8 protein-coding genes are annotated in these 18,157 nt (G+C 33.8%); 3 read left to right on the top strand and 5 right to left on the bottom strand.

Features of this window, described 5'->3' with window-relative positions:
* Positions 1-7: 7 nt before the first annotated feature.
* Complete coding sequence (locus PSA_RS09850) at positions 8-7,708, bottom strand: type I polyketide synthase (RefSeq protein ID WP_042144945.1); 7,701 nt, start codon at positions 7,706-7,708, stop codon at positions 8-10.
* A gap of 312 nt (positions 7,709-8,020) precedes the next feature.
* Between PSA_RS09850 and PSA_RS09845 the strand changes: the two genes are divergently transcribed.
* Together PSA_RS09845 and PSA_RS09840 are read left to right on the top strand one after the other, a co-directional pair.
* Positions 8,021-8,638 (top strand): acyl-homoserine-lactone synthase, encoded by a 618-nt coding sequence (locus PSA_RS09845; protein WP_042144943.1) that lies wholly within the window; start codon positions 8,021-8,023, stop codon positions 8,636-8,638.
* Between the two features lie 175 nt (positions 8,639-8,813).
* Positions 8,814-9,662 carry a hypothetical protein gene (locus PSA_RS09840; RefSeq protein ID WP_042144941.1) on the top strand — a complete coding sequence of 283 codons (849 nt, stop codon included), beginning with the start codon at positions 8,814-8,816 and terminating at the stop codon, positions 9,660-9,662.
* On the opposite strand, the gene PSA_RS26300 is transcribed toward PSA_RS09840, so the two are convergent.
* The 4 genes from PSA_RS26300 to pgi form a co-directional block, all read right to left on the bottom strand.
* Positions 9,659-10,441 (bottom strand): LuxR family transcriptional regulator, encoded by a 783-nt coding sequence (locus PSA_RS26300; protein ID WP_127924101.1) that lies wholly within the window; start codon positions 10,439-10,441, stop codon positions 9,659-9,661. The two genes, PSA_RS09840 and PSA_RS26300, sit on opposite strands and share 4 nt — an antisense overlap.
* Positions 10,442-10,973: 532 nt before the next feature.
* Entirely contained in the window at positions 10,974-13,724 is a 2,751-nt protein-coding gene (locus tag PSA_RS09830; protein ID WP_231665243.1) for a TonB-dependent receptor, read from the bottom strand.
* Positions 13,725-14,229: 505 nt separating this feature from the next.
* On the bottom strand, positions 14,230-14,940 hold the full coding sequence (pgl, locus tag PSA_RS09825; RefSeq protein ID WP_042144938.1) for a 6-phosphogluconolactonase: 711 nt from the start codon (positions 14,938-14,940) through the stop codon (positions 14,230-14,232).
* A 262-nt stretch (positions 14,941-15,202) separates the two neighbouring features.
* On the bottom strand, positions 15,203-16,846 hold the full coding sequence (gene pgi, locus PSA_RS09820) for a glucose-6-phosphate isomerase (RefSeq protein ID WP_042144937.1): 1,644 nt from the start codon (positions 16,844-16,846) through the stop codon (positions 15,203-15,205).
* 276 nt (positions 16,847-17,122) lie between these two features.
* Between pgi and PSA_RS09815 the strand changes: the two genes are divergently transcribed.
* Positions 17,123-18,145, top strand: coding sequence for a LacI family DNA-binding transcriptional regulator (locus PSA_RS09815; RefSeq protein WP_042144935.1), 1,023 nt, complete (start codon positions 17,123-17,125; stop codon positions 18,143-18,145).
* Positions 18,146-18,157: the final 12 nt, after the last annotated feature.

Genomic DNA, 18,157 nt, shown 5'->3' with positions numbered 1-18,157 from the left:
GGTTAACTTATATCACAAGCTGATTTTGGTTTTCCAAAACAATGTTGTGTATATGCTCTAACCATTGTTCTTTTATTGCTTTTACTGTTTGTAAATCTCTGGTGTCTTTCCAATACGATAACGTAATTGATAAACCATTATCCTTGAGGACTCCTTTCATATGCAGCTCATAACTATGCTCTTGCTCCACAATCAAAGTAGCCATTTCACCAGTGTTTTCTGATGCCACAGCAAACCAATCAGGTAACCTTTGACTTGAATAATCATTAAGGTCAAAATTTAATAATATTTTAGGGCTAATTAATTTAGGTATTACATGTGAAAGTTCTTCATTGCTATTTAAATACCGTAAAGCTTTCAAACCTATAGCACTATTAGGCACTTTTTGTCTGTGTTCACTAATTCCTTTCAATTGTTGTTCAAAAGTATTGTTTTCATTGGCTTCAAATAAAATACTTGAATATTCAGTAACCTGACCAAAAAGTTCAGAAATATCAACCTCATCAAAGATTTTATTTCGGCCATGAAAAACAAGATCGAGCCATAAACTAGAATCCAAAGTAACACTTGACATAGCTTTTATTAACCCTTGAATAGCCACATCAATAACTTCTATTTGAAGCTCTTTACAAACATTTGTTAAACCTTGATATGTGCGCTCATCTAATTTGAATTCAACAGATGAAAGGTCTTGAGGTAACCGAGGTCTATCGAGATGAAAATCATTAGGCAATTGACATTGCTTACTTTTATCAACTTGCTTTAACCAATAGTCAATTTGTTCTTGAGCACCAGAATGTGCAAACTGATCTAATCGATTTGTCCAGTCATGTAACGAATAAGATTTTGCAGGAAAAATAACTGTTTCAGAATTAAACACTTTAACGTATGTTTCTCCAAAATCCTTCATTAGTAAATTTAAAGAAACACCGTCAGTAATAAAGTGATGAAAGATCAGAAATATACGATGAGGGTCCTGATCATTAAGTTTAAAATGAGCTACTTTAAACAATGGGCATTCTTTAGAAAACTCAAAACCATGTTGTAATGCATTAATCTCTTTCTGCATTAATTGAACACCTTGGCTATAATCTAAATGACTAAAATCATGCTGTTCAATGACAAAATCCTTATCTAACGGAAGAATCTCTTGCTCATACTGCTCTACTCTTTTAAATATCCTGATACGAGCACCATCATGAAAACTTAGTAAAATTTTCATTGTCGTTTTCAAAGTTTCAATATCAAACTTGTCTGCTCCAACACTCAATAATCCACCCATATTAAAATGAGAAGACTGCCCTTGTGCAATCATATTTGCTGTAGTAGTTGCAAATTTAAGAGGGCCATTTACTTGATGCTCATTGCTAACAACATTTGTTTCTGGTGACCACATTACAATGTCTGATTCCAGTAAAGCATCGCCAGAAATAGCCGTTTGTAATACTGAATCAAGAATGTGTGTAACCATTAGATTTATGGTTGGATATTTCATGACTAGTGACGCCGGTAATTTAACCTTCAAAATCGTTTGCATACGGTTTTTAAAGTCCATAGACATCAATGAATCTAGTCCATATTCAAAAATATTTCGGTCATGATCTATACCATCTACATCTGATAAACCTAGTACTTCGGAAAATACTTCTGAGATCTTTCGTGCCAGTAAGTTTTTATGTGTCTTTTCGTGGGAAACTAGTAATTCATCTATAAAGTTGTTTTCATTAACACCATCACTTAAAGCAACAAAATTCTTAAATAAAGTCTTTTTTTCAGGCTCAGCATACTGCTTAATGATCAAAGACCAATCCAAATCAAAAACACCTGATTGCGGTACTCTATAATGTAATAGTGTTGTCATTGCCGACAAACCATTTTCAGGAGAAATTGCAGACATTCCGGCATTATTCATTCGTTGAATATCTTCATCAGCAAGATTTGCAGCCATACCAGAACCACTCCATGGGCCCCAATTGATTGATAATGCTGGTTTACCTAAAGAGTGTCTGTAATGTGCTAAACCATCCATAAATGAATTCGCAGCAGCATAGTTACTTTGGCCTGCCCAGCCAACAATTGATGCTATTGATGAAAAACAAACAAAAAAGTCTAAATCAATATGGTCAGTTGCTTGATGTAATAACCAGCTACCTTTTATTTTTGGACTCAGTACTTTGTTAAATTTATCAGTAGTTTGTTGATCTACAGTACCATCTTCTAACACACCTGCAGAATGAATAACACCAGCCAATGGAAGCAATCTATCTGATATTTCATGAATGATATTAGTTACTTGAATTGAATCTGTTACGTCGGCTTGCATAACTATTACGTCAGTTCCAGAGCTTCTAACTTTTTCAATTTCTTTAAGTGCATTGCTTGAAGGATTACTGCGACCAGTTAGCACAATGGAACGTGCACCAGATCTTGATAACCAATGCATTATTTCTAAGCCTAGCCCTCCTAACCCACCTGTAACTAAATAGCTACTACTTTCATTAACAATTACCTCGTCAATCCCTTGAATAACAGAAATATCTTCCATATTAAAATCAATCAGAGTTTTTAAATCATTATCAGCCTTATTATATAATTCAGCCGCATGTTTAATTTCATTGACAGAAAGCTCACGCGCAGGCAAAGGCAGTAATTTCCCTATTGATAATAACTCAGTCACTTTAAATAATATGTCTTTACATAATTTAGGACGTACAAAGATAAGATCAGATAAGCTAATATTATGATATGAAATTGAATTTTTAAGTGTATTTTTAAATGGCTTAGAATCAATAGACAGCTCTATAAACCTCGCAAAAGAGTTCATAACATCAATCGATTTATCTATAAACTGCCCGCCTAACCTATTTAAAACAACATCAACCTTGATATTTTCTTTTTTAAGATGCGAGGAGAATTCAAAATCAGTTGAGTTATATACTTTTTGTACTCCAAGTGATTTTAAATAATCTCTTTGCTCTGCAGTACTTGCAGTTGCAACTATTGTAGCTCCTTTTAGTTGAGCTATTTCAATCGCAGCTATACCAAAACTATCATTGGCTTGATGGATCAAAACTTTTTCACCTTGCTGTAAATTTGCTAATTGAATTAGCGAATAATATGCAGTGATATAAGCTGTAGGAATCGTTGCAGCTTCAGAAAAACTTATTGAATCTGGTTTTTTTATCAATAAGCTCGGACATACATGAACACGTGAAGCGGGAGAACCCTCAATGATGCCCATTACTTTGTCTCCAACTTCAAAGTCTTTAATCCCATCTCCAGTCTTGGTAATCGTGCCTGAACATTCAACCCCATCAAAACCTATGATATTATGCAAGCTAGCAATATCTAATTTGATTTCAACTTCATCCTTAGCTAGTTCAGATAACTTAAGTATTTCCAACTGATTGTTAACATTTATTCTAAAATCTTTATTCTCAGGTAGCTGCTTTTGGATATTGGTAAATTCAATTAAATGGTTTTTAGAAATCTTTTTTAAACGATTTACATAGCGAACATTCGACCTAAATGCGACTTCTTGTTCATATTGTGATGAAAATAATTCATCACTTAACATTTGAACCCAATTTCCATCCATAGTTTCAGGCAGATCAAGTAAAGTAAGATTATATTCTGGATGTTCATTTGACACGACACGGCCAAAGCCCCACATGCTATTTTGTATCGGTTGTGGTGTACTTGGCTGCACAAACAAGTTATGTGCTGTTCGAGTTGTTAAAAATACTTTTTGATTTTTTTCCCATTGCACTTTATTCAAAGCTTGAACTAAATACATAGGCGCTAACGTAGTTAATTCATGACTATTATAAAGGTCATCTACTGCTAGCAAATTGCAGGGTTCACAATCTAAAGCCGATAAATAAATAACCCCATTTGCAGTGGATGAGAATTGCTGAAAAAGATTGACAAGTTTTTTTACTTCATTTATTTTTACAATATAATGCTCATCACTTTCCTTTTTGAAACTATTACCGATAGTGAATACAATCAATTTTTGATTTCTAATTTTTAGCTCTTTTTCTAATTGTCTCGAATACCCTTTATTATCTGCAAAAATCAGCCATTGTCCCATTTTGGGTTCATCGATTTGATCTATTAATGCTTCATTATTCCATTCAAAATCATATAAGAAATCAGTTTTTTCAATTTCTGATTGCTGAGAATTAGCTTTTAATTCAACACCAAAAATTTCAACTAATATATTTCCTGATCCATCAAAAATGACTAAATCCCCATGAATCTCATTTGCATCTTTGAATTTAGTTTCTAAATAACAATAACAGCGTTGGTCCGGCTTTTGATAATAGTGGAGTTCTCTAATTTTTACCGGTAAATAACTACTCGCTATTGTTGGGAATAAACTTTGAAATGCACCATCTAAAATTGAGGGGTGTAAGAAATAATGTTCATTTTGCGATAAAATACTATCCTCAAGTTCTATTTCAACTAAAGACTTATCATGACTAAACCAAGCCTGCTCTACCATTTGGAAACTGTACTGATAAGTAAGTCCCAACTTATGGCAGTGAGTATAAAACTCTCCTTTATCCATATGATGATTTAATTCGCCTCTGAGTTTTGATAATTCCATTTTAGATATTGGCTTACTTTTACCAATCTCACTAATAGAACCTTCACTAAATACTTCCCAACTTTCAGAAGAAGGCGCTTGAGCACTAATTTGATAATGATTATTGTCTAAGGAAGTTTCTATTAATGGTGGATTATTTTGCTCTAAATAAAATGCACGTTTGAAGTCAACATTTTCTAATGTAATTGTCTGCTCTGGGTTTAATTGATTAGCTAAAAATAACCCCATTTCAACATAAGCAGCTCCAGGATAGACAATTTCATCTCCTACTTGATGATCTTCTAAATACTCTAAGTTTTGTAAATCTAGTTGGTTTTGCCATACTTTTGTGAATGAATTAAGCTGTCCTCCAACAAGTGGATGGCGAATTTCAGAAAAGCCTCCTCTCTTACTAATATTTTTTAACCGACAGGCTTCAACTTCTTCTGATTCATGCCAATATCTTTCATGCTGCCATGCATAGTTAGGTAAACTAACTAACTTACCTCCATTTGGATAAAAAGAATTCCACTCCAGTTCAATACCATGACAGAATAATGATGACAACATTTGGCTCATCATTAGAACATCATTCTGCGCTCGCTTTAAAGTGCCAACTACAATTGATTGATTGATATTTTCGACATTACTACTAATTGAACTAGATAAGGCTGTATGAGGTGCTATTTCTAAAAATGAGCTATAGCCTTTTTTTATTATATTATCGATTGCACGTTTAAAAAGTACTGGTTCACGAACATTTTCAGGCCAATATTTTGCTCCCCAATTCCCTTCTTGTGTTAATTCACCCGACACTGTAGAAAACAATGGAATAGTCGCAGTATTAACTTTTATTCCGGCCAAAGATTCAGTTAAAGGCTCTTTTAACTGATCCATCACAGGACTATGATATGGTACTTCAACCTTCAAGAATCGAGAAAAAATACCTTGTTGCTCAAGTTCATTTGAAATATTTGTTAATACCTGTTCATCTCCTGATAGTGTTAACGCTTGCTCACTATTAATTGCCGCCAAAGATATTTTATCTTCTACGCCCTCTAAATAAGGCTGCAGTTGGGATTGGGTAAGGGAAACAGCTAGCATTTTCCCCATACCTTCTGTTGTATGCTGTAATTGACTTCTGTGATAAATAACTTTAATAGCATCATCAAAATTTAAAACACCTGCAACATATGCTGCAGCCACTTCTCCAGCACTGTGTCCTACAATACAACTAGGAGACACGCCCCATGATTTTAGTAATGAAACTAATGATACTTGTGATGCAAAAATTGCGGGCTGGGCTTTATCAGTATTATGGATAATGTATTTATCATCCTCATTTAAAATAATGTCTACTAATGACCAACCGGTATAAAGTGCTAAAGCCTTATCACATTTATCCATCATCTTTTTAAATACGGGCTCTTTTTGGTATAAATATTTCCCCATTCCAGCCCAAGTAGTTCCCATTCCTGAAAAAACAAAACATAGGTTTTGATCACATTTATTCTTTATTGAATTCGATATATATGAAGATGAAACTTCTCCTTCAATAAATGCTTTTAAGGCATTATTGAGTTCACTTTTAGTTGCACCATTTAATACAAGTCTATGTTGGTAATGATCTCTTTTTACAGAAGCGGTATAACATATGTCATGTAAATCAATATCTTTGGAATTACTAAGGTATGCATGAAAGCACTTAGCTTGATCCATCAAGCCTTTTTTTGTTTTAGAACTAATAGGTAAAATGTTCAAATCCCTATTAAATATAGAGGTCTGATCATTTTCTCCTTCCTCTTTGAATGGTGCTTGTTCTAAGACTACATTTGAATTTGTTCCACCAAAACCAAATGAATTAACAATTGCTTTTCGCGTATGTCCATTTACATCAGGCCATGCTCTGTCAATATCAGCGAGTTTTATGTTTAGTTCATCTAAATTTATAGCTGGATTGATATTTTCTAAATGAAGGTTTTTAGGTATGGTGCCCGTATTCATTGCCATTACTGTTTTAATCAAACCTGCAACACCTGCCGCAGCTTCAGTATGACCAATATTACTTTTTACTGAACCGACAATGCATTTCTCTTGCTCATCTTTGCGCTCACCAAATAAAGCTCCTAATGCGTTAACTTCAATTGGATCTCCAACTGGAGTCCCCGTGCCATGAGCCTCTGCATATTGAATATCAGACCGAGAAAAATTAGCCTTAGCTAAAGTTTTATCTAATAATCTCTTCTGTGCAGCACCATTTGGGACTGTAATACCAATTGTTTGACCATCTTGGTTTGTACCACTTGCTTTTATTACAGCTTGGATATTATCGCCATCCTTGAGTGCTTCAGATAGTTTTTTAACTATAACTAAACCAGCTCCCTCACTACGTACATATCCATTAGCTGATGAATCAAAACTTTTACACCTTGCATCAGGAGAAAGCATTGAAGCTTTACATATCGCCATAGTAAGTTCTGGACGTAACAATATATTAACGCCTCCAGCTACAGCAACTTTACTGTCTCCGTTTAATATCGCTTTACATGCCAAGTCCAGAGCAACTAAGGACGATGAACAAGCAGTATCTAAGGTGACACTTGGACCTGTAAAATCAAAAGCATATGATATTCGGTTGGATGTTAAAGTCATAGATGGGCCCGTAGCGGAATGACTAGACATCATATTGTGTGCCATTGAATCCAGTTGTACCTGCTCATAATCATGCATAAATTGCCCTATATAAACAGCTGTATCACTTCCTTTTAGCTCACTCGCTTTCAGCCCTGAGTTTTCTAGAACTTCCTGCGTCAATTCAAGTAACCAGCGATGTTGAGGGTCGATATGAGGAGCTTCTTTAGGAGAAATATTGAAAAATAATGGATCAAATTGATCTATATTTTCTAAAAAGCCACCTTGCTTAATATACATTTTATTATGTTTATTTTTATCAACGTCGTAGTAAGCATCTGATTCCCACCTGTCTGCGGGAATATCAACAATGCCATCACCTTTATTTAAAATAAAATTCCAAAATTCTTGTGGTGTATTAGTATTACCAGGATATCGACAAGCCATTCCAATGATTGCAATGTCCGTTTCTGCATGATTCTTCATAGTCTATTAGTCCAATTTTTCAATAAATAAAACCGATTCACCGATAAATTATTCCAAAAACTTGTTTTTTGAACACCTGATACATCTGACAGCAATTCCATTATTTAAACATTAATAAATTTCAGATACACATTAAAAACACTACTTAACAGATACTTAAGTTTAATTTTAAGAACTTTAATCAAATAAGAATTTGGAAGGTTTTTTAAATATAGATAAAACAAAAAGATACCCTGTAACTTTTTACAGGTTTTGGGTACAAGATAGTTTGTTATAGTGATTTAAAAGAAATGTAAATCAGAATAATTATTAATGAATCTCTATAACAATCAACTCTCATCTATTGATAAAAGTAAAATTATTGCAATGCACCAATTAAGAGAAAAGGCTTTTTATAAACGCTTAAAATGGCAAGTAGATAGTTTTAATGGTATGGAAAAAGATAAATTTGATAATATTTACTCTTCATATTTACTTGTCAAATCTCAATCAAATGAAGTAATAGGTTGTGCTAGATTAATTCCTACTGATCAAGATTACATGTTTAAAAACATATTTTCAGAACTTGCTAGAAATGAAGAAATCCCAGAAAAATCAGATGTATGGGAAATAAGTCGATTTACATTAGATCGTACATTTGAACGAAACTACGATAATGGTGTAAGTAATATTACAAAAGAGATGTTTTCAGCTCTATACGAGTTTGCTATTGCAAATTCAATCAATAATTTTGTCCTTGTAACTACAGTATCCTGTGAACGAATATTACGATTATTAGGTATTCCAACTCGACGCTTTGGGGATGGAATGTCAAGTAAACTAGGAAAAGTAGATTCTGTAGCATTATGGGTTGATATAAATGACTCTTATAAACAAGCCGTAAATTGCAAAAAAATCAGTAATAATCAATATCTTATTGGTTGTTTATAAAAATTTGGACTGAGCCCAAGATAATTTCACAAAAAATATATTAAGCATTCTTTATCGCTAATTTTATATATTTAGAATCGGTGAAAGTACTTTACCGCCTCTTAACTATGATCGCTATGGCTAGATTTGATATTTTAAAAACAGTTAAAATCTAGCACCAAAAATTAAGGCTCAAATGGATAAGCACTTACATTTTATATCGTTATTGATTGATATTCAGCGTGAAAAAAAGCTAAGTTCTGAATTAGCATTACAGGCAATTATATGTGAAAAAAACAATACTATAATTTATAGAGCAATCTATAAATTAGAAGAAAGATGCAAAGAAATAAATAAAACTCCTGAAAATAGTACAGTCTATTTACTAATGTCTCCTGATAAAAATATGATTACAGAACTAAAAAAATTAAGAATCAAAAAAATTGTCTGTGCTGAAAAAGTACAAAACGCAACATTAAAAGCAGCAAAATTAATTGGCCTGAATATTATAGATAATTTATCACCTGAACTCGTAAATCAAATAAATGGAGATTTTTTACATAAAAAAATTTATAAACGCCCATGGATTCATTGTATCAACTTTAAATATCTAGATGAAACTAGTCAAATTAATGTTGAAATGGAAACTTCTGCGCAAGTATTTAATGATATCTTAATTCAAATAACCAACTCTGGTTATCTACTTACAAAGGCGCTAACAGCGCAATTAGCACCTCGAATTAAAAGCTTAAGCCAAGAATCTAAAAATCAGGTTTTCACTTATATAAATAAGGAATTTATTTGGCATCAAATGGATGAATACCTCAATAAAGATTCACTCAATAATATTAAATATAACCGAGTTGTTATTATCGTAGATGATGAAGAGTTAAATCACTTAATTTCACTGAATATAGTTGATCAAATAACAAGCTATCTTGCTACAAAATCAGGACTTACTATCAATGATGCAAGCCCTACTGGTAATGTCTGGAAAATAAATAGTACTAAAGGTATTTTAAATAAAACGATAACAATTCATTAAAACTTAGGCTGAATAAGTCCATTTAAAAGGGCTTTAGCTACACTGTGTTGCCTATTTACACCCCCTACTTTTTGGCTTACATTATTTAAATGAAAAAGCACAGTTCTTTCAGATATACCTATTATTTTAGAAATCTCCCAGCTTGTTTTCCCTTCACAGGCCCACAATAAGCACTCCTCTTCCCTATTAGTTATTTTAACCTCATCATGGCTCAGTATCTCTTTTGCCTTATAATTAATTATTTTAATGGCTTCATGAAGATATGGAGCAATCACTTGCGCTTGTAATTGTATATTTATCTGGCACTCAGTTATCACACACCTTTGAGACGTCGAAGACAAACTAAAAACACTCATTTCACCTGTTGGAGCTTTAAGTGGAATACTGACCCCAGTGCATAACCCATAAGTTTTTGCCTCTTTTAACACCGTTAATTTTTTTGGGGAATTGAAGTCAGTATAGTTAGTTAAGTCACTCCAATTTACTGGAGTTATATGTTGTTGACTATACGCTATAACAGGGTCTAAACTCATAAACTCTTGAGAAAAATAATGTTCTTGCCATAATTGAGGGTAATTAGATAATGTAATAATTTCGGGGCTAAAAAGTGAACTTGGTATCCTAATTACAAACGAATAAAAATCAATTTCTAATGCACGACATATTGCTTCACATTGAGATTTTATATCGTCTATATTTTTACTTTGTTTAATTCCTTCAATAATTCCATTTAACCAACTGTACTGCATTATTTTATATAACCCTTTTATTATCTTCAATATAAGACTAGCGCCACAGAAATGACAGCGCTATCATTATTGTACCTAAAAACGATTTTCTTAACAGTGTTATTTACGTTTAAATAACATTTTAATTACTAATACAATATTTATAATTTATTGATTCTATATAAAATATTAATTCAAAAAAAAGGTATTCTAATTTTATAGAAGTTTTAGATAAGCAAGATGTGATTTATTAATTTAAGTTATGCCAATTGTACTAATTAACTTCCCATTCAACGGGAGTTAAAAGCGCTTTAGACAAGGAAAATAACTGAACCCATAGTTATATTTAATGCAGCATAAATCGTTTTAAACCCACCTTAAAAAGCCATTGGGGGTTTACACTTCGTTGTTATGTTATCTTATTAGAGAGTAACCATTACTACGATAACATATCTAGAATTGCCCACCCAAAGGCTCTGAGTGAAAACTTACTTAATACAACTGGTATAATTTATAACGAAATCAAAAAAAACAGCCTATTAAATAGGCTGTTTTAAATTTAAACTATAGTATTTTAACTTGCTTAGAAGTTAAAGCTTGCGCCTAAGTAATAACGACGACCGTTTGAACTTTGCGTACCACCAACTTGTGTACCATCAGTTTCACGCTCATAGTAATTTTCCCAAACTTCATTAGTAAGGTTTAATGCTTCTAATTTAACAGTCATGTAGTCAGTTACATTCCAGCTAAGCTGTGCATCTACATTTGATTGAGCTTCTCTGTAACGATTACCAAATTCAGTTTGAGCTAAGAAGTATTCACTACGGTAGTTATAGTTTACACGTGCGCTAAACTGCTCATTTTCATAAAATGCGCCTAAGTTATAAGAATCTTTAGATGCATTAGGTAACTTGATAGTACGGTCAGCTAAAGTAGCGCCAGAAATATTTCCATCTTCATCAGAAACTGTAGCAGCTTCGGTAACGATTACATCAGCAACATCAGTATATGTATAGTTAAATGACACACCGAAGCCATTACCAAAGTCATGTTGAAGTTGGAATTCAACACCATCAATTGCAGCATTACCACCATTAACAGGAGTGCTTAATTGATCAATTTGCACACCATTAATTTCTTTAGAAACTGTTGTAGTGTATATAAAGTTACTGATATCTTTTTTGAACGCAGTAAAACCAACTAGAGATGCTTCAGTAAAGTACCATTCACCACCAACCTCATAGTTAGAAGATATTAACGGTGCTAAATCAGGATTACCAGCAGTACCTGAACTTGTTTCGACTGTTAAATTAACCGCGGGTGCTAATTGGAATGCTCCTGGACGTGTTAAACCACGACTAGCTGCTGCACGAATAATAATCTCATCCGTCATATCATATGCAGCATTTATACTTGGTAACCATTCACTGTAATCATTCTTAAATACCACTTTACCTGAACTATCAGTCCCTGATGAAGTCACATCAGTTGTAACATATCTTAAGCCAAAGTTACCTCTAACACCTTCAACATTAAATTTAGCCATGCTATATAATGCAGTGATTTCTTCAGCTACATTAAATGAAGATGTACCTAAGAACTCATTATCAACACGACATAGAGTGTCACTTCCTTCAGTACACTGGGCTGCTCCGCTAAATGCTGAATACATCAGATCACGATCAGGTTTGAAGTATGTTTGACTAGCTAAATCTGTTCCATTGTGACTAACAGAGTTCATGCTACCACTCCAGAAATCACTTGCCGGACCAAAGCTCCCTTCACCTGTTGGTGCACCATTTAGCATGTATGAACGCCAACGATCTTGTGATAAAGAACGATCACGATATTTAGCACCAAATTTTAACTCTGAAATACCACCGAATTCTACATACCATGAATAATCAACTTGTACATAATCTTCTTTATCTTCAGTTTCATTTAACTGTTCAAAAATCTGCGCATCTGTTGCATTTGTACCGTATGAAGAAAACCAGAATTCATTACCTGGATTTTGTAACCATGGGCTAGCAGCCGTAAAGTCAATAGCAGGAGCAGTTCCACCAGGGTTAGTAAAGTTAAATGCAGCTCTTTCATCAGAAGCATCTACCCACATTTCAGTAAAGAAATCTTTATTTGTTCCTTCACCTACAGTCGTACCTATTTGCCAATGTAGCTTTCCTGTTTCTAAAGACAAATCACCTTCAAAATCAATTACATTAGTAGACATTTCACTACCATCACGATAAATATTATCATATGCCATGTGACGTGCCCAACCAGGACGATGTGCAAGACCTGTAACATCTAACGAATCAATTATGTTATCACCGTTCACAGTACCTGAGTTTGTATCTTCACCAAGGAAAGCAACACCTCTAAATGGTATACCTATTAAATTTGAGTTTACATTATCAGCTTTCATTGTTGAGCTGAAATAATGAAGTGACATATCTAAGTTATCTGTAGGTGCCCATTGAGCTGTAATATCGTAACCAATACGTTCACGATCTTGTTCAAATAATGCAGAACCTACTCCCCAAGGTGTAGCGCCTTTTTCATTAGCTCCTTTAGGTGGTTCCATTAAAGGGTCAATTCGCTCTATAGAAGGACCGAACCAACCAAAATCTTCTTTTGTTTCACGACGTACTGTACGGTTTTGTAAAGATGCAGAAACTAAAACACCAAAATTATCGTCTTCGTTTTTCCAACTATATAAACCAGATAAACCAGGGTCCATTTCTTCAGCTAAATCACCATATTGCATTTCAACTGAACCACTAATCGTGTTTGCATCTAAATTTAGCGGTTTACGTGTACGTAAAATAACTGTACCGCCTAGAGCACCTTCATCTATATCAGCTTGCGCTGACTTATAAACTTCAAGCCCTGCTACCATTTCAGATGCTAATAATTCAAAGTTGAAATTACGTGTTGCATCAGACAATACAAACCACTGTGCAGTACCAACGGCTTGGCCGTTAAGTAAAGTTAAATTTTGATCTGGTTGTACACCACGAATCGTAACGCCTTGACCTTCACCAAATGTACGATCTATTGTGATACCAGGTATGCGAGCTAGAGTTTCTGCTACATTTTTGTCTGGAAACTTACCAATGTCTTCAGCTGTTATTGCATCAACAACACCTTCAGCAAAACGTTTTGTATTTAAAGATGCCTCAAGAGAGCGGCGAATACCACGCACTTCAATTACTTCAACATCTTCTTTTACTTTAGCTTCATCAGCAGCATATACAGTACCAGTAAAACCAGCACTCATTGCCAGACCAATATTAACTGCTAATAGATTTCTTTTAAATTTTTTAGCTAACACAGGATTCCCCTCGAATCATTTAGTTGTTTTTAGTTCACTTTCTGCCCAGTGATAATGACAGCGTTGTCACTATTTTACAATAAAATTTTGACAACGCTGTCATCTAGATACAAACGATACACACGTAATTACATCTTGGCTACATTTATTTTATATTTATTGTACAAAATAGCCCTTAAACACAAAATAAATAATATACAGCTCATTAGCATTATATAAACAAAGAGTTTTTAATATTGTGGTATTTCCTTTAATCACGTAGATATTACATAAAGTAACCATGGCGTGTAAAGATGTAACCGTGAGATAAATTGTAACTATAAATATAGTTGAGTATTTACACTACTCAAGAAGTAAATAAAAAAACTATAAATCAGAAGCTTAAAATAAATTTTAAATAAGGGGATTTCAAATTATGGAAGGAAGTATCTGAAATTAATATGAAATAAATTACATTTATTATGAATAAAAACCATAATAAATGTAATTCAAAAAAATTTTATTACTATGGTGCCCAATAAACTTGTACTTCTACATCAGTTTGATTTAAAACTGCGCGTAATGGCATATCTTCAACGTTACCGCTAAGCTTTGCTTGTTTATAAACTGACAGTTTTTCTTCACCACTGATCAGTAACTTAATCACTTTTGATTGCTTAATACCATGAAGGGATAAAGACATTCTTTGTGTAATATCTCCTGTAACTTTACTTGGTATCGCTTCAATTGCACATACTAAGTTATTAGTAGATAGTGCTGTTTCCAGCCCTTGAGCATGCGGAAATAAAGAAGCTGTATGTCCATCCGGTCCCATGCCTAAAATTGTGATATCAAATGGTTGCTTTAATGCTTGAAAAGCATTTTCACATTCAGCTTGGCCTTCAAATGCCGATGACTGCGAATTTTTCATAGGTAAAAAGTTTGCCTTTTCAGCTTCGTTTTGTAGCAATGTTTGTTTTATAAAAGTTTCATTACTTTTATCATGGCTTGGCTCAACCCAGCGCTCATCAACCATAACAACATCAACTTTTTCCCAAGCAAGTGGTAACTCTGATAAATGTTGGTATGCAGGTTTAGGCGATGAACCACCAGAAACACATATAACAGCGCGGTTATCTTTTGTGATACCTGCTACGATACGTTGCTCAATATCTAATGCTAATGCAGCTGTTAACTCTTCTTTAGAGTTAAAAAATTTTTCAGTGATATTCGACATTTATAAATCCTTGATACACTCAATGTTAATTAATAGCATTGTAACTATTTTTATTGGAAACATAGAAGTATTTAATTTTTATTAATGGGGGAATGAAATTCATCATTTGAAGTAAAACAGGAGCAATAAACTGTTAAACCTGCTTTTATAATTATTAGAAACAAATAGTCACATAAAATGAGTAAAGGGAGCCTGCGTTCCTCTCACAAAACCACAGGTCCCAATAGCTCCAGCGCTACCCGTTCAAGGTATTCTTTACGTATTAAATTCTTTTATTTTTAAAGTAACTAATTAAGCCATTTGTTGATGAGTCATGCTCAGCCACAACATCATTATCTTCTAATTCATTTTGAATTTTTGAAGCTAGGCCCTTACCTAATTCAACGCCCCACTGATCAAATGAACAAATTTGTAATAAGATCCCTTGGCAGAATATTTTATGCTCATATAAGGCAATCAATTTACCTAAATGTTTTGCATCAACCTGGTCTAATAAAATAGAGGTTGTTGGTCTATTACCTTTATGTACTTTATGATTAACTAAATTTTCAATCTCTTGCGCACTGTGGCCTTTAGCAGTTAGCTCTTCTCTTACTTGTTCAGCGGATACACCTGTCATTAAAGCTTCTGTTTGAGCAAAAAAGTTTGACATTAAAATTTCGTGATGATTATTTACTTCGACTGTTGGCTTAATTGAACCAATAAAGTCAGCAGGAACAATTGTATTACCTTGATGTAAGTATTGGTAAAATGCATGCTGACCATTAATACCTGTCATGCCCCATAGAAGTGGTACAGTTGTATAAGGTACCGCTTCACCAGAAAATGTAACAGATTTACCATTACTTTCCATTTCAGCTTGCTGTAAATAAGCTGGCAACATATGCATTGTTTGGTCGTAAGGTAATATTGCTTGGGCTTTTGCACCTAAAAATGTGGTATTCCAGATACTCAATAATGCCATTATCACAGGTACGTTTTTAGTTAATGGTGCATTTTTAAAATGTTCATCAACTTCAAAAGCACCTTCTAATAACTCTATAAAAGCATCAAAACCTAAATATAATGCAACTGGTAAGCCGATTGCTGACCACATTGAAAAGCGTCCGCCGACCCAGTCCCACATCGTAAATACATTATCGCTAGAAATACCAAATTCAGCTGTTTTTTCTAGGTTTGTACTGACAGCAACAAAATGTTTTGCAACTGCGGTGTCATCATTAGCTACAGATTTAAGCCAAGCTACAGCCGTTTTTGCATTAGCCATGGTTTCAGAAGTTGTAAATGTTTTAGAAGATACAACAAATAATGTAGATGCAGGGTTAAGTTGTTTTAATACTTTTGATATTTGAACACCATCTGCATTAGAAATATAATGAATACGTAATGTTTCGTCAGCATAATTTTGCAATGCTTCAGTTGCCATTTGAGGTCCTAAGTTAGAACCACCTACGCCGATACTGACAACATCAGTGATCACTCTTCCGGTATAGCCTTTCCACTCTCCGCTACGTACTTTATTTACAAAAGCATGCATTTTTGAAAGTTCGGCAGCAATAGACTGAGATACATCTTCACCATTTACATAAATTGGCGCACAGCTTCGATTACGTAACGCAACATGTAATACAGCACGATTTTCAGTAAAGTTTATCTTTTCGCCTGCAAACATTTTATCACGCCATGCTGTTAGTTCAGTCTGCTGTGCTAATGATTGCAATGCGTTCATTTCATCAGTTGTGATCAGATTTTTAGAGTAATCGAACAATAAACCAGGCATTTGTATTGAAAATTTGTCAAAACGGCTGTTATCTTGAGAGAATAAGTCCTTTAAATGAGTACTTTTCATTTTTTCGGCTAATTTTTGTAAAGACTGCCAACTTGATAATTGAGAACGACAACTCATATCTTATTTCTACCTGTTTAATTTTTCAAATTACGTGCAATCAGATATTTTAACAAAATATTCGACTAAGTGATAATCTGAATTAGGTTCATCCTGACCACGTTTATGATAACAATATGTTAAAATGACAACGCTGTCAATTGGGATTGATGAAAAATTGATACTAAATTGATTATTAATACAAAAATTAATATGCCATAGTTGCATACAATTTAAATAAACTAGGTAAAATGGTTTCTAATTACATTTTACTTTTCAAAAGCTAAAAGAATTAAGATGAAAGTTACAATAAATGATGTCGCCAAATTAGCCAGTGTTTCAATTAAAACTGTTTCTAGAGTTATTAATAATGAACCATCTGTTAGAAAAACAACTTTTGACAAAGTAATGGATGCGGTAAAAGAGCTCAATTACCAACCTAACCTCGCTGCAAGAAATCTAGCAGGTAGTAAATCATTTACCATAGGGTTAGTATACGATAACCCAAATGCATATTACGTATTAGATATGCAAAATGGCATATTATCATGTTGTAAAAATGAAGGTTATGAATTACTTATTCACCCGTGTTCGTATGCTAATAAGGATATGGTTGAAGAATTAAAAACCATGATTAAGCGTGCTCGCATTTCAGGCTTAGTATTAACACCCCCATTATCTGAAATCCCTGAAGTAATTGATATGTTAGATGCTCAGAGCATTCATTATGTACGCATTTTATCAGGCCAAGAATCAGACCCTCAACAAACTGACTGCATTTATGTAAATGATCATAATGCAGCATTTGAAGTTTCAAATCATTTAATCAAACAAGGCCATAAACACATCGCTTTTTTATCTGGAGATAAAGGACATAAATCAACACATGAGCGACTAGCAGGCTATAAAGAGTCCCTTATCGCAAATAACATTGAAATTGATGAATCCATTATTTTAGAGGGTGAATATTCATTTTCATCTGGTGTTGAAAATGCAAAAGCCGTTATTGGCCTTAATAAAAATGTAACAGCAATTATTGCTTGTAATGATGAAATAGCCGCAGGTGCTTTGTTTGCAGCAAGGCTGATGGAAATTAAAATCCCAGAACAGCTTTCTATTTCAGGATTCGAAAACTCGCCGTTTTCTCGTCAAACTTGGCCAAAACTAACAACTGCAAGCCAGTCAATTGAAACAATAGCTCAGCATGCTGCCAAACTGTTATTTTCAAAAACCCGAGGCCAAAGAAATCAAGATAAAGAAATCATTAAAACTTTTACACCTGAACTTGTGATCAGAGACAGTACAGGGCCCATCTCCTAGGCTAAATTTAGC

Origin of the sequence: Pseudoalteromonas sp. '520P1 No. 423', from assembly GCF_001269985.1 — a bacterium.
In the GTDB taxonomy this organism is placed as follows: Bacteria; Pseudomonadota; Gammaproteobacteria; order Enterobacterales; family Alteromonadaceae; genus Pseudoalteromonas.
Note: the sequence above shows the minus strand (reverse complement) of the source record. Positions and strands in the feature narration are given on the sequence as shown.

Excerpts from the sequence above, each read along its gene's own strand:
- PSA_RS09850 (WP_042144945.1), bottom strand. The coding sequence starts at position 7,708 with ATGAAGAATCATGCAGAAACGGACATTGCAATCATTGGAATGGCTTGT.
- PSA_RS09845 (WP_042144943.1), top strand. The coding sequence starts at position 8,021 with ATGAATCTCTATAACAATCAACTCTCATCTATTGATAAAAGTAAAATT.
- PSA_RS09840 (WP_042144941.1), top strand. The coding sequence starts at position 8,814 with ATGGATAAGCACTTACATTTTATATCGTTATTGATTGATATTCAGCGT.
- pgl (WP_042144938.1), bottom strand. The coding sequence starts at position 14,940 with ATGTCGAATATCACTGAAAAATTTTTTAACTCTAAAGAAGAGTTAACA.
- pgi (WP_042144937.1), bottom strand. The coding sequence starts at position 16,846 with ATGAGTTGTCGTTCTCAATTATCAAGTTGGCAGTCTTTACAAAAATTA.
- PSA_RS09815 (WP_042144935.1), top strand. The coding sequence starts at position 17,123 with ATGAAAGTTACAATAAATGATGTCGCCAAATTAGCCAGTGTTTCAATT.